The following is a 13,103-nucleotide window of genomic DNA, read 5'->3' on the forward strand; positions in this document are numbered from 1 at the left end:
AAAAAATAGGCTATGTCCGCGTTGGCTATTGGTCACCAACAGCAAGTTTGAACGCTCCCAACCGGCGCCCAGCTTACGATACTCGTCAAACTCGTCGATGGCAATACTCGGCTAGGTGGAGTCGCCCCCAGGCGGGACCGGTTCACCCTGCAGCGCCGCGAGGCTCTTCAGGCGCAGGTGCAGGGCCGCCTTCGCCAGCAGGTGCGCGCTGACCGGGGCGGTGATGAAGAGGAACAGGGTAACCAACACTTCGTGCAGGCTCAGTCCCGTACCGCGGGTGCTGAACCAGAGGGCGGAGGCCAGGAGCAGGCTGCCCACACCCAGGGTAGTGGCCTTGGTGGGTGCGTGCAGGCGCGTATAGAAGTCCGGGAGACGCAGCAGCCCCAGGGCGCCGATGAAGGTGAAGAGGGCGCCGGCGAGGATCAGGATGGAGACCAGGAGTTCAATCACGTCTTGCGCACCTATTCGATGATGTCGCCGCGCAGCAGGTATTTGCACAGGGCGACGGTCCCGACGAAGCCCATCAGGGCAATCAGGATAGCGGCCTCGAAATACAATGCGCTGCCCTGCTGGATACCGAACAGCACCAGCATCGCGATGGCCGTCACGGCGAGGGTATCGAGTGCCAGGATGCGGTCCGGGGCACTGGGGCCGATCAGCAGCCGCCACAGGGTGAGGGCGAAGGCACCGCCGACCAGTGCGAAGGCGATGGGGATGGCGATGGCGATGCTCAGCATGGGTCGAATACCTGTCGCAACGGGGCCTCGTAACGGGCCTTGATGGTGGCGATCAGCGCGGCCGGGTCGTCCAGGTCCAGGGCGTGGACCAGCAGGGTGCGCCGGTCCGGGCTGAGCAGGGCGGAAACCGTGCCCGGGGTCAAGCAGATGGTGTTGGCCAACAGGCTGATGGCCAGCTCGGAGCTGAGATCGAGTGGAATTGCGACGAATCCGGGCCTCAAGCGCGTCGGCCCGCGCAGGATCAGCCAGGCCACCACCAGGTTGGCGGCGAGGATGTCATAGAGCACCAGGGCGCCGAAGCGCAGCAGGGTCAGCGGGCGGCGCATCGGCGAGCGCTCCGGCCAGAAGCGCCGACTGAAGAGCGGGATCGTAAAGCCCAGGAAGATCCCCAGCAGGACCTGACCCGGGGCCAGGCCGTTCACCAGCAGGAGCCAGACCGCGGTCAGGGTGAGGGTCAGGATGGGGTGGGGCAGGAGTCGGGGTATCACGTCAATAGACCCGCGGCTGAAACCCATCGGGGACATCGAGCGTGAAGACCTGATCCTGAATGCGTGCGACATAGAAGCCCTCGCGCAGGACCCGCTCGCGCAGCGCGGGCGTCAGGTCCACCGCCGCCAGGATGCCGTATAGCCGCTTGTCGCGATGCTCGGGAAAGAACTCGCGAAACCGCCGTAACAGGTCCCGTAACTGCGTAATCGCCTCCTCGCGCAAATGGCTCTTCACCTCGACCACATAGGCGGCATTGACGGGACCGTTGGCGTAGGCCAGGACGTCGAGTTCCAGATGTCGGCCCTCTTTGGTGACGCGCACACTCGGGCTTACGACCTCCATGCCGAAGCGTTCGTGCAGCAGCCGCTCCATCGAGGGTAACGCCAGCCCCTCGGTGAAGCTGCCGAATTTCTCGCCCAGGCCGCCGATCTGTTTGCCCAGTTCCTTGATCTGCTTGTCGGTCTTGCGCCGCTCGCGGGCGGCCTCCTGAAACAGGCGCGCCGTCTCCTGAGACCGTCGCTCGGTCTCCTGAGACCGTCGCTCGGCCTCCTGGGACCGTCGCTCGGCCTCCTGGGACCATCGCTCGGCCTCCTGGGACCTTCGTTCGGCTTCTTCTTGTGCCTTCTTTTGGGCCTCCTTTTGTGCCGCGACCAGTTCGTGCAACAAGGCCCATACGTCGTCGGGAGTCGTGACCATGGGTTGGTCCCTCCGGTGATGTCGATGACGAGAGTATAGAGGCTGCGCAACCATTGCGATGATCAAGACCGCGGTCCCATGACCGCCTGCACATAGTCAGCCGGTTGCAGCAATTGCCTGGCCACGGCGGTGGTGTAATCGCTGAGCGGCCCCGCCCAGACCGTCATGGCCACCCCCAGGGCCAGCAATCCGGCGACCAGGCCCAGGGCCGCCCCCGAGGGCGGCGGTGTCTGAGCACCGGGGTCGAACTCCTGTTCGGTCGCCCGGTAGAACAGCAGGCTGCCCCCGCGCGCGAGCGTCATCAGCGCCAGGAGCCCGCCGGCCAGCACCACCGCCAACAGGCACCAGGGTACCCAGGCGGCGAGCCCCGGGTCCAGGGCCGCCCGCAGGATGAGGAACTTGCCGATGAAGCCCGACAGCGGCGGCAGTCCGCTGATGGCGATAGCGCACAGAAAGAACAGCACCCCCAGCACCCAGTGACGCCCCATCACCGGCCCCGGCGCCAGCCGGTCGGCCAGGTCCCCGCGGCCCCGGGCGATCAGGTCCGCGAGCAGGAACAGGGCCGCCGCCGCAAAGCAACTGTGGGGCAGGTACCAGAGCCCGGCGCCGATCCCGGCGGCGGTCCCCAGTCCAAAGGCGGCGAGCAGGGTACCGACCGAGGCCAGCACCAGATAGGCGGTCTGAACCCGCAGCCGGTCGCTCCCCGCCGCCCCCAGCATCCCCAGGGCCAGGGTCAGCAGGGCGAGCGGCAGCAGCCAGTCCGCCATCAGGTCCGCCGCCGGTCCGGCCCCGGGCCCGAACACCAGGGTCGATACCCGCAGGATGGCGTAGGCCCCGACCTTGGTCATGATGGCGAAGAGCGCCGCCACTGGCGCGCTGGTGTTGGCATAGGCGGCGGGCAGCCAGAGGTAGAGCGGTACCAGGGCCGCCTTCAGGGCGAAGACGCCGAACAGCAGCAGCCCCGCCGCACGCACCAGCGGGAGGTTCTCGGGCCGGATGGCCGCCACCTTTACCGCCAGGTCCGCCAGGTTGAGGGTGCCGAGCACGCCGTAGAAGATGCCGGCCGCGATCAGGAACAGCGCCGAGCCGGCCAGATTGATGACCACATAGTGCAGCCCGGCACGGGTGCGCCGCCGCCCGCCGCCGTGCAGCAGCAGGCCATAGGAGGCGATCAGCAGGACCTCGAAGAAGACGAACAGGTTGAACAGGTCCCCGGTCAGGAAGGCCCCGCTGAGACCGAACAGTTCCAGTTGAAAGAGGACATGGAAGTGCCGCCCCTCGCGGTCCGTTCCCAGGCAGGCATAGGCAAGGGCGAAGAGTGCGAGGACGGCCGTGGCAACTAGCATCCAGGCGGCCAGCCGGTCCGCTGCCAGGACGATGCCGAAGGGCGCCGGCCAGTGCCCCAGCGCATAGACCAGGATGGTCCCGTCCGCCACCGCCCGGGTCAGCACCAGGGCCAGCGCGATCTGCCCGACCACCGAGACCAATGCCAGACCCCGCCGCCACCGGAGATCCAGGCCGCGGAACAAGAGCAGGACAATGCCCGTCAGCAGGGGCACCAGGACCGGGGCAATCACCAGCTCATTCATCCACATTTGCGTTTACTTGCCGACCGCTCCAGGTCATCGTTACCCATAGGAAGAGTCTCACGCAAAGACGCAAAGACGCAAAGGGGATAAGCACTTGGTCTTCTTTGCGTCTTTGCGTCTTTGCGTGAAATCTCTTCAAGACATGGTTCAAGGCTCATGGGTACCGTCCACATGGTCGTTACCCAATTCCGCCCTGGCCTTGAGCGCCAGCATGATGACGAACGCGGTCATGGCGAAGCCGATGACGATGGCGGTGAGCACCAGGGCCTGGGGCAGGGGATCGGTATAGCCCGCCGCGCCCGGGGTGATGATCGGTGCGCGACCGATCGCGAGCCGCCCCATGGCGAACAGAAAGAGATTGACCGCGTAGGACAGCAGGCTCAGGCCCAGCACCACCGGGAAGGTCCGGGCGCGCAGCAGCAGATAGATACCGCAGGCGGTGAGCAGGCCGATGATCAGGCTGAGCAGGGCCTCCATCAGCCGTGTTCCCGCTCGCGCGTGGGTTCGGCGTCGTCGCTCACGTCATGAACCAATCCCAGGTGGATCAGGATCAGGAGTGTCGCGCCCACCACCACCAGATAGACCCCCAGGTCGAAGGCCATCGCCGAGGCCAGTTCAATGTCGCCCACCAGCGGCCAATGGAAATGGCCGAAGGCGGAGGTCAGGAAGGGGAAGCCGAAGGCCAGGCTGCCCAGGCCCGTCAGGGTGGCGATCAGCAGCCCCGCGCCGATCAGCGGGTGCAGGTCCCGGGGCAGTCGCGCCTGGGTCCAGGCGACCCCGTTGGCCAGGTATTGCATGATGAGCGCGACCGCCGTGACCAGCCCGGCGATGAAGCCGCCGCCGGGCAGTTGATGACCGCGCAGCAGCAGATAGACCGCCACCAGCAGGGCCAGCGGCAGCAGCAGCCGCACCAGGGAGGCCATGATCAGCGGGTGGCTGTCCGGGTCCCAGGCCCGCCCCTCCGCCCGGGGCGCGGTGAGCCGAAGCCCCTCGAGCATGGCATAGATGCCCAGGGCCGCCAGGGCCAGCACCGTGATCTCGCCCAGGGTGTCGTAGCCGCGAAAATCCACCAGGATCACGTTCACCACATTGGCCCCGCCGCCGCCCGGCAGGCTCTGCGTCAGAAACCAGTCGGCGATGGACTCATAGGGCCGGGTCAGCACCGCCCAGGCCAGGGTCCCGACCCCACCGCCGGCCGCCGCCGCCAGGCTGAGATCCCGGATTTGGCGCCCGCGGCTCGACTCGGCCGGGGTCGTCTGGGGCAGGAAAAAGAGCGCCAGGAGCAGCAGGACGATGGTCACCACCTCCACCGACAACTGGGTGAGCGCCAAATCCGGGGCGGAGAACTTGACGAAGATCAGTGCGACGATCAGCCCGACCGCCCCCAGCAGCATCACTGCGGTGAGACGCTGGCGGTGCATCACGACCACGAACACCGCGCAGACCATCAGCCCCAGCGCGGCCAGCCCGCTCATCGGGTCCACCGGCAGCAAGGCACGCGGACCGGTCAGCGGCACCTGCTCCGACCAGAGCCCGGCCACCCCAAGCACCAGGGTCCAGAGGACGAAGAGCGCCAGCATCCGCTGGAGCGAGCCCCGATCCAGCCCCGCCGTGACCCAGCGCGCCGCGGCAAAGACCATGGCCGCCAGCCGGTCGTAGACCCGGCGCGCCTCCCAGCGGCCCTCCCAGCGCGCCGCCAGAGCGAACAGCGGCCGCCGCCCCAGATAGATGAGCCCGCCCCCGGTGAGCGCGCCCAGGCTCATCCACAAGGCCGGGGTGACACCGTGCCAGATGGCGATACTGTGTTCCGGCAGCGGCCCTTGCAGGACCCCGGTCGCCGCCGCGGCCAGCAGCGGCTCCACCGTCAGGGCCGGCAGCATCCCCACCAGCAGGCACAGGGCCACCAGGACCTCGACCGGGACCTTCATCCAGCGCGGCGGCTCGTGCGGGGTGCGCGGCAGGTCGACCGCTTCCCCGTTGAAGAAGACGTCGTGGATGAAACGAATCGAATAGGCGACCGCGAAGGCACCCGCCACCGTGACCGCGAACGGCACCAGCCAGCCGAAGCGATAGCGCGTGACCAGTTCCACCGTCTCGGCAAAGAACAGCTCCTTGGACAGGAAGCCGTTGAACAGCGGCACCCCCGCCATGGCCGCCGCCGCCACCATGGCGAGCGTGGCCGTATAGGGCATGGCACCGAAGAGCCCGTTGATGCGGCGCATGTCGCGGGTGCCGGTCTCGTGGTCGATGATGCCCGCGGCCATGAAGAGCGAGGCCTTGAAGGTGGCGTGATTGATGATGTGGAAGACCCCCGCCAGCGCGGCCAAGGGGGTGCCGATGCCGAACAGCAGGGTGATCAGCCCCAGGTGGCTGATGGTCGAATAGGCCAGCAGCCCCTTGAGATCGTGCTTGAAAAGCGCAAAGACGGCGCCGATCAGGAGCGTCGTGAGCCCGGTCAGGCCCACCAGCCAGGACCATTCCGGGGTCCCGGACAGGGCCGGGAAGAGCCGCGCCAGGAGAAAGACCCCGGCCTTCACCATGGTCGCCGAGTGCAGATAGGCCGACACCGGGGTGGGCGCCGCCATGGCATTGGGCAGCCAGAAATGAAAGGGAAACTGCGCCGACTTGGTGAAGGCCCCGAGCAGGATCAGGATCAGCGTCGGCAGATAGAGCGGGTGGGCGCGGATCGCATCCCCGGCGGCCAGGACCACATTCAGGTCATAACTGCCGGTGATCTCACCGAGCAGCAGGATACCCCCGAGCAGCGCCAGCCCCCCCATCCCGGTCACGGTCAGGGCCATCCGCGCCCCCAGGCGCGCCTCCTCGCGCTGCTGCCAATAGCTGATGAGCAGAAAGGACGACAGGCTGGTCAGTTCCCAGAAGATCAGCAGTTGGATCAGGTTCTGCGACAGCACCACCCCCAGCATCGAGCCCATGAAGAGCATCATGCAGGAGTAAAAACGCCCCAGCGGGTCGCGCTCGGAGAAATACCAGCGGGCATAAAGGACCACCAGGAGCCCGATCCCCAGGATCATCAACGCGAACAGCAGGCCCAGGCCGTCCAGCCGGAAGCTGAGATCCAGCCCCTGATGCGGCATCCAGGCGTGCCGCTCGAGCGCCGTCGCCCCGCCGAAGGTCGCCCCGACCAGCGGCGCCAGCCAGCCGCCGGCCGCGAGCGTCACCGCGCCCGCCGCCCAGGCCGAGGCCCGGGTCCCCAGGCGCGGGGCCCAGGCGACCAGGGCGGCGCCCAGGAAGGGCGTGATGACGCACAGCAGCAGATTCATGGGCGACCAGGGTTCGGGACCGAGCCCGCATTGTGCGCGATGATCCCGGCGCGGTCACTAGCCGCTGCCCCCGGTCGCGCGGCGACGCTGTGGGAGCGGCTTCAGCCGCGACGAGGCCGCGCCGGCGCCCCGGCCTCGTCGCGGCTGACGGCTATGAAGCAAAATCCGGCAATTGCTCTCACAAAGACACAGAGACACAAAAAAATTGCTCTCACAAAGACACAAAGACACAAAGAAAAACAGATCATTCAAGCCGTTGGGCCGATCAGCGCCCAGGTGACCTCCGCGACCGACATATCGCTTTGAAAATCTTTGTGATCTTTGTGTCTCTGTGAGAGAACTGTCTTTTCGAGGGTTAGCCGGTCCCGCACCGGGCGCGATCGAAACTGATCAGAAATAACAATCTTTGCTACTATCTGTTACCAGTAACCGCTGCAGAGGCCCCAAGACCATGAATATCTCCCTGACCCCCCATCTCGAAAACCTGGTGAAGGGCAAGGTCGAGAGCGGACGCTACAATTCCGCGAGCGAGGTGATGCGCGACGCGCTGCGTCTCCTGGAGGAACGCGACCAGTTGCGCGACCTGCGGCTTGAGGAACTGAGGCGCGAGATTCAGCAAGGAATCGACAGCGGTGCGGCAACCCCCCTGGATATCCGGGAAATCAAGGCGCGCGGCCGTCGGCGGCTTGCCGCCCAAGACGGGCAGGGATGATCGAGCGATGGCGCTGGTACTGAAACGGTCGGCGGCCGAAGGCGACCTCGACGACATCTGGTGGTATATCGCGCAGGACAGTCCGCAGAATGCCGACCGGTTTCTCGATCGTATCGAGCGACTCTTTTAGTCTCGACCTCCGGTTCGGGCGAGTGCAGTCCGCGGCCTGCCCCATCCAAGGCACAAGCCCGGGACCGCTTCCGCCGCCGCCGGTCTTCGGTTAACCTGTACCGAAGCAACACCGGGAATCAGGGATATGCCGTCCACCACCGCGCCCGTCGGCCACCCGCCGCCGCCCCATCCGTTCCGGATCTTCCTCGCCTCGCCCGGCGACGTAGGCCATGAGCGCACGATCGTGCGCGAGGTCGTCGAGCAGGTGCGCGCCTATGGCCGCTTCCGCGGCCGGCTGGCCCTGGAATTGATCGGCTGGGACCAGCCGGGCGCCGCCGTCGCCATGCAGGCTGGCCTGACCCCGCAGGAGGCGATCGACCGCGGGCTGCCGCGGCCCTGCGACTGCGACCTGGTCATCGCCGTCTTCTGGGGGCGGATGGGCACGCCCCTGCCGCCCGAGTATCACAAACCCGACGGTTCGCCCTATGCCTCCGGCAGCGAATGGGAGTACCGCAACGCGCTGGACGGCTTCCACGCGAACGGTCGGCCCGCGGTGTGGCTGTTCCGCCGGACTGAGCAGCCGAGCGTCCCACTCGGCGACCCCAACCTGGAGCGGCACCTGGACCAGTGGCGCGCGGTCGAGCGCTTCCTTGCCGCGGAATGCGACAACCCGGACGGCTCCATCGCCAGCGGCATCAACCAGTACCGCGCCCCCGACGACTTTCGGGTCCAACTCGAAGGGTTGCTGCGCGAGCACCTGGAACGCCTGGTCATCAGGCTCGATCAGGCCGCGCCGGCCGTCCGGGAGGACCCGCCCGCCCCCGACGCACCGGCCGCACCGCCCGCGCAACCGGCCTACCGCGGCGACCCCTACCCGGGCCTGGCCGCCTTCACCCCGGAGCAGGCGCCCATCTACTTCGGCCGCGGCCCGGAGATCGACCAACTCCTCGCCCTGTTCACGGACCCGCGGACCCGCTTCGCCGCCGTCGTCGGGCTGTCCGGGGCCGGCAAGTCGTCCCTGGTCGCGGCGGGCCTGATCCCGCGGCTGCGCGAGGGGCTGATCGGCGGCGCGCCCTGGCTGGACTGCCGCTGCACCCCGGCGGAGCGCGGACCCGACCCCTTCCTCGCGCTCGCCACCGTGCTCAAGGGGCTGCTGCCGGGCGACGGCGGCACCGTCGCCGACCTGGCGCGCGACCTGCAAACCGACCCGAACCGCTTCGGCGCCGCCGCTGCCGCCCTGCTCGCGGGCCGCCCGGCGGGGGCCGAACTGCTGCTTTATATCGACCAGTTGGAAGAGCTGTTCGTCCAGACCGACCCCGCACTCACCCCGGGGTTCGTCGCCCTCCTGGCCCGCGCCGCGGACACCCCGCGGGTGCGCTGCCTGGCGACCCTGCGCGGGGACTTCTACGCCGCCGCCTGTGAGCAACCCGGACTGGCCTTCCTGCTGCGCCGCGACCGCGGCACCCTGCCGCTCGACCCACCGGGCCGCCCGGCCATGGCGCGGATGATCGCGGGCCCCGCCCGCGCGGTCGGGCTCGACCTGGAGGAGGGCTTGAGCGATCGCATCCTGGAGGACGCCGGCGGGTCCGCGGCCGGTCCCGGGACCCTGGCCCTGACCGCCTTCGCACTCAATGAGCTGTATCGACTGGGCGGGGCCGCCGGGCGCCTGACCCTGGCCGACTACCGCGCCATTGGCGGCATCGACGGCGCCGTCTGTCGGCGCGCGGAGGAGACCCTCAGGCGCCTGGGCCCGGGTCCGGGCCAGTCCCCGGACGCGGCCCTGGGCGATCTCTTCGAGCGCCTGGTGGAGGTCGATGAACAAGAGGTCGCCGCCCGCCGCCGCGCCGCCTGGTCCGACCTGCCGCCCGGCTCCCGGCCCCTGGCCGCTGAACTGACCAAGGCGCGCCTGCTCACCGCCGGTCATGGCGCGGATGAGGCACCGACGCTGGAACTCGCCCACGAGAGCCTGCTGCGCGCCTGGCCGCGCCTCGCCGACTGGGTGCGGGACCACGCCGAGGCCCTGCGCGCCCGCCGTGATCTCCAGCGCGCCGCCGCCGAGTGGCAGGCCGCCGGCCGCCCCGCCGCCGCCCTGCGGGTCGGTCCCTTACTCAAACGCTACCGGGCCGCCCCGCCGCCGCGCTCCGACCTGGCCGCGGACTATCTGCGCGCCTGCGGCCGGCGGGTCTGGCGCGGCCGGGCGCTCGGGGCCATGGGGCTCATGCTGCTCGCCCTGGTGGGCTGGGTCTGGAACCGCATCAACCAGCCTACCGGCTATCCGCCCGTCCTGATGGCGAAGGGCCTGGCCGTCGAACTCGGACTGGGGCGCCTGCCCGGGCCCCTGCGCCTCCTGCACGAGCCGGACCTGGTGCCCATCCCAGGGGGGCGCTTTCAGATGGGCGACAGCGTCGGCGACGGCTACGACGATGAACGGCCGGTCCACGAGCGTACCATCGCCCCCTTCGAACTCGGCCGCACCGAGGTCACCTTCGACGACTACGACCTGTTCGCCGCCGCCACCGGCCGCCCCCGGCCGGGCGACGAGGGCTGGGGCCGCGGTCAACGGCCGGTGATCAACGTCTCCTGGGAGGAGGCGAGCGCCTATGCCGCCTGGCTCGCCAGGATCACCGACCGCCCCTGGCGGCTGCCGAGCGAGGCCGAGTGGGAGTATGCCGCCCGGGCCGGGACCACGACGGCCCGCTGGTATGAGGAGACCGAAGGGGCGGATATGGAACCTTGTCGGTACATGAACGGGCAGGATCAAAGCCTCGATCGCTCGAGCTATTTCACCGAGGGCACCAAGAAGGCATACGCGAGTCAGGGTCTGTGGAAGCCGTTTGAGTGCGACGACCATTTCGTCTACACCGCCCCGGTCGGCAGCTTCCCGCCCAATCCCTGGGGGCTGCACGACATGCTGGGCAATGTCTGGGAATGGGTGGCCGACTGCCAGTACGGGTACGCGGAGGCCCCCAAAGACGGCACGGCGGTTACGGAGGATAGCGTTTCTATTAGCAAGAAATGTGCCACCCGGGTGTTGCGCGGCGGGTCTTGGCTCAACGACGGCCGTTTCCTGCGCGCCGCGGTCCGTTTCAGGCCCGCGCCGGCCTACCGGCTCAACAATCTCGGTCTGCGTCTCGCCAGATCACTTTGACTTTTTTCTCTTGACTTTTTTCACTTTTCATCTTTCTCTTTTTTCTTCGTTTCCACGCTCTGACACTCTTAATTCCCGGCGCGCCTTCGGAGCCGGTCCGGCTGAAGCCTCGACCTCCAGTTTGGGCGTAATCGCCCACGAGATCGAGGCTTACCGTGACGGTCGCGCAGCGACGCTGTGGGAGCGGCTTCAGCCGCGACGGGACCGCGCAAGCCGTCGTGGCCTCGTCGCGGCTGAAGCCGCTCCCACGGGGGACTTGCCCGCACCGCCCCTGCGGCGCAAGGCCCCACTGCCCAGCGCCGCGCGCCCGCGCCATGAGCTAAGCTGCAAGGCACGGACATCGATCCGCGCGCTGTCGTCCCTGCCCCCCCAGGAGCCACCATGGCCCAGCCCACCAACACCCTCCCATCCGCCGTCCAGCGCTGCCACGAACTGCTCGCCTGGTTGATCCCACTGCTCGATCAATTTCCCCGCAGCCGCCGCTTCACCCTGGGTGAACGGTTGGAAAGCGGGCTGCTGTTCGTGCTCGAAAACCTGGTGGACGCGACCTATTCCCGCGACAAGCGCGAGGCCCTGGCCCGCGCCAACCGGCGCTTGGCCGTTACGCGGCACCTGTGGCGTCTGTGTCTGGAACTGGAGGTCATCGGGCTCAAGCGCTACGAGTACGGGGCCAAGCTGATGTTGGCGCTGGGCGGGGAGATCGGCGCCTGGCTGCGCGCGCGCAGCGCGCCGCCGCCGCCCGCGGAGTCCGGTCCGGCCGGCGCACCGACGGCACCGGCATGAAGCGTCTCGGGGACCTGTGGCCGCGGCTCGTGGCCTTCGAGAACCTCTGGTTCGCCTGGCGGCGCGCCCGCCGCGGCAAGTCGCGCTCCCAGGGCACCGCGCTCTTCGAACTGGATCTGGAGCACAACCTGGTCGGGCTGCAGCGCGAACTCACGCAGGGCACCTGGACCCCGGGTCCCTTTCGGCTCTTCACCATCTACGAGCAGAAGGCGCGGCTGATCGCGGCGGCGCCCTTCCGCGACCGCGTGGTCCATCACGCGGTGATGCGGGTCATCGAGCCGCCGCTGGACGCCCGCTTCATCTCCGACAGCTATGCCTGCCGCCGCGGCAAGGGTACCCATCGGGCGGTGGCGCGCTACCAGGAATGGGCGCGCCGCTACCGCTACGCGATGAAGCTCGATGTCCGGCGCTACTTTCCGTCCATCGACCGGCTACTGCTGCGGGATTGTCTGGCGCGCCGAATCAAGGATCGGCGGGTCCTGGCCCTGCTCGAGCAGATCATCGATTCGGGACCTGACTACAGCGAGCGGCCCGCGCCCTTTCCCGGCGATGACCTGTTGACCCCGCTGGAGCGCCCGCTCGGCATCCCGATCGGGAATCTCACCAGCCAGTTTTTCGCCAACCTGTACCTGGATGATTTCGACCACTGGGTCAAGGAGTCCCTGCGCTGTCCCGCCTATCTGCGCTATGTCGATGACATGGTGCTGCTGGCCGATGACAAGCAGCAACTGGCGGACTGGCGCGCGGCCATCGGTGAGCGGATGGCGGCGCTGCGCCTGCGTCTGCATCCCGAGCGCGGGCAGATCGAGCGCACCGCCGACGGCTTCACCCTCTTGGGTTACCGGGTGTTCCCCGGCTTTTGCCGACTGCGCAGCGAAAACCCCATTCGCTGCGGGCGCCGCCTGCGGGGTCTGGCCGCGGCCCTGGCCGCGGGGCGGATCGGCTGGGAGCCGATCGACGCCTCGATCCACGCCTGGGTCGGTCATGCCTGCCAGGCCGATACGCTCGGACTGCGCACGGCGGTGCTGGGTAGGCTAGTATTCAGTCGTGGGGGCGGCGCCTGAGCGCACCCGGGTGTTGCGCGGCGGGTCTTGGAACAACGACGGCCGTAACCTGCGCGCCGCGGTCCGTAACAGGAACGCGCCGGACAACCGGAACAACAATCTCGGTCTGCGTCTCGCCAGCCCGCCCGTGCGTCCCAGGGCCGCCATGTCTCAGTCGAGGGAGCGCGGATATGGCGGGTGCGGCGACGGGTGATCATGAGCGCCGTTCCGGGTTCGGCAGGGTCGCCGGGCCGAACAGCTTGCCAAGGTCGGCGGAAACGGGGGTGAGTAGCCCACGCGCGAAAGTCCCCGTTTCACTTCTGCAACCGGTCGCTCGCCGACTCCCGCGACTGCCGTGCCCGGGACCGGGCTGGTGTCCATTCACCCCGCGTCCGCTGTAAGCCTCGACCGCCGGTCGCGCAGCGACGCTGTGGGAGCGGCTTCAGCCGCGACGAGTCCGCGGGAACTTGCGCGGTCCCGCGCTAACCCGCGCGTGGCCTTCACGCGAAGG

Annotated in this window: 13 protein-coding genes; 6 read left to right on the top strand and 7 right to left on the bottom strand. The window is 68.5% G+C overall.

Annotated features, from left to right (window positions below; translation table 11 throughout):
* Window positions 1-111: 111 nt before the first annotated feature.
* The 7 genes from THSYN_RS14690 to THSYN_RS14720 form a co-directional block, all read right to left on the bottom strand.
* Entirely contained in the window at window positions 112-450 is a 339-nt protein-coding gene (locus THSYN_RS14690; protein ID WP_100919801.1) for a Na+/H+ antiporter subunit G, read from the bottom strand.
* 11 nt (window positions 451-461) lie between these two features.
* Window positions 462-737, bottom strand: a complete 276-nt coding sequence (locus THSYN_RS14695) for a K+/H+ antiporter subunit F (protein WP_100919802.1) — start codon at window positions 735-737, stop codon at window positions 462-464.
* Window positions 731-1,222, bottom strand: coding sequence for a Na+/H+ antiporter subunit E (locus tag THSYN_RS14700; protein ID WP_418219940.1), 492 nt, complete (start codon window positions 1,220-1,222; stop codon window positions 731-733). Before THSYN_RS14700 ends, THSYN_RS14695 begins: the two co-directional genes overlap by 7 nt.
* Window positions 1,223-1,226: 4 nt before the next feature.
* The gene (locus tag THSYN_RS35965; RefSeq protein ID WP_100919804.1) at window positions 1,227-1,922 is read right to left on the bottom strand and encodes a DUF3782 domain-containing protein; all 696 of its coding nucleotides are present in this window, start codon (window positions 1,920-1,922) and stop codon (window positions 1,227-1,229) included.
* Window positions 1,923-1,984: 62 nt separating this feature from the next.
* Entirely contained in the window at window positions 1,985-3,511 is a 1,527-nt protein-coding gene (locus THSYN_RS14710) for a monovalent cation/H+ antiporter subunit D (RefSeq protein WP_100919805.1), read from the bottom strand.
* A gap of 147 nt (window positions 3,512-3,658) precedes the next feature.
* Window positions 3,659-3,988, bottom strand: coding sequence for a Na+/H+ antiporter subunit C (locus THSYN_RS14715; protein ID WP_100919806.1), 330 nt, complete (start codon window positions 3,986-3,988; stop codon window positions 3,659-3,661).
* The gene (locus THSYN_RS14720) at window positions 3,988-6,795 is read right to left on the bottom strand and encodes a monovalent cation/H+ antiporter subunit A (RefSeq protein WP_100919807.1); all 2,808 of its coding nucleotides are present in this window, start codon (window positions 6,793-6,795) and stop codon (window positions 3,988-3,990) included. Before THSYN_RS14720 ends, THSYN_RS14715 begins: the two co-directional genes overlap by 1 nt.
* Window positions 6,796-7,246: 451 nt before the next feature.
* Here THSYN_RS14720 and THSYN_RS14725 point away from each other — a divergent pair, with 451 nt between their 5' ends.
* The 6 genes from THSYN_RS14725 to THSYN_RS33910 all read left to right on the top strand — a co-directional run bounded on the left by THSYN_RS14725 (window position 7,247) and on the right by THSYN_RS33910 (window position 12,806).
* The gene (locus tag THSYN_RS14725; protein ID WP_100919808.1) at window positions 7,247-7,507 is read left to right on the top strand and encodes a type II toxin-antitoxin system ParD family antitoxin; all 261 of its coding nucleotides are present in this window, start codon (window positions 7,247-7,249) and stop codon (window positions 7,505-7,507) included.
* A 7-nt stretch (window positions 7,508-7,514) separates the two neighbouring features.
* Window positions 7,515-7,637, top strand: a complete 123-nt coding sequence (locus tag THSYN_RS34890; RefSeq protein WP_172965286.1) for a type II toxin-antitoxin system RelE/ParE family toxin — start codon at window positions 7,515-7,517, stop codon at window positions 7,635-7,637.
* 126 nt (window positions 7,638-7,763) lie between these two features.
* Complete coding sequence (locus tag THSYN_RS14730; RefSeq protein WP_100919809.1) at window positions 7,764-10,766, top strand: formylglycine-generating enzyme family protein; 3,003 nt, start codon at window positions 7,764-7,766, stop codon at window positions 10,764-10,766.
* Window positions 10,767-11,147: 381 nt separating this feature from the next.
* Window positions 11,148-11,549, top strand: coding sequence for a diversity-generating retroelement protein Avd (gene avd / locus THSYN_RS14735; RefSeq protein ID WP_100919810.1), 402 nt, complete (start codon window positions 11,148-11,150; stop codon window positions 11,547-11,549).
* On the top strand, window positions 11,546-12,613 hold the full coding sequence (locus tag THSYN_RS14740) for a reverse transcriptase/maturase family protein (protein WP_100919811.1): 1,068 nt from the start codon (window positions 11,546-11,548) through the stop codon (window positions 12,611-12,613). The genes avd and THSYN_RS14740 overlap by 4 nt, the downstream gene beginning before the upstream one ends.
* Window positions 12,614-12,623: 10 nt before the next feature.
* Entirely contained in the window at window positions 12,624-12,806 is a 183-nt protein-coding gene (locus tag THSYN_RS33910; protein WP_236848953.1) for a hypothetical protein, read from the top strand.
* Window positions 12,807-13,103: the final 297 nt, after the last annotated feature.

Origin of the sequence: Candidatus Thiodictyon syntrophicum (assembly GCF_002813775.1) — a bacterium.
GTDB lineage: Bacteria > Pseudomonadota > Gammaproteobacteria > Chromatiales > Chromatiaceae > Thiodictyon > Thiodictyon syntrophicum.

Bases quoted from the DNA above. Each gene is read 5' to 3' on its own strand.
- THSYN_RS14695 (WP_100919802.1), bottom strand. From the start codon at position 737: ATGCTGAGCATCGCCATCGCCATCCCCATCGCCTTCGCACTGGTCGGC.
- THSYN_RS35965 (WP_100919804.1), bottom strand. From the start codon at position 1,922: ATGGTCACGACTCCCGACGACGTATGGGCCTTGTTGCACGAACTGGTC.
- THSYN_RS14710 (WP_100919805.1), bottom strand. From the start codon at position 3,511: ATGAATGAGCTGGTGATTGCCCCGGTCCTGGTGCCCCTGCTGACGGGC.
- THSYN_RS14715 (WP_100919806.1), bottom strand. From the start codon at position 3,988: ATGGAGGCCCTGCTCAGCCTGATCATCGGCCTGCTCACCGCCTGCGGT.
- THSYN_RS14720 (WP_100919807.1), bottom strand. From the start codon at position 6,795: ATGAATCTGCTGCTGTGCGTCATCACGCCCTTCCTGGGCGCCGCCCTG.
- THSYN_RS14725 (WP_100919808.1), top strand. From the start codon at position 7,247: ATGAATATCTCCCTGACCCCCCATCTCGAAAACCTGGTGAAGGGCAAG.
- THSYN_RS34890 (WP_172965286.1), top strand. From the start codon at position 7,515: ATGGCGCTGGTACTGAAACGGTCGGCGGCCGAAGGCGACCTCGACGAC.
- THSYN_RS14730 (WP_100919809.1), top strand. From the start codon at position 7,764: ATGCCGTCCACCACCGCGCCCGTCGGCCACCCGCCGCCGCCCCATCCG.
- avd (WP_100919810.1), top strand. From the start codon at position 11,148: ATGGCCCAGCCCACCAACACCCTCCCATCCGCCGTCCAGCGCTGCCAC.
- THSYN_RS14740 (WP_100919811.1), top strand. From the start codon at position 11,546: ATGAAGCGTCTCGGGGACCTGTGGCCGCGGCTCGTGGCCTTCGAGAAC.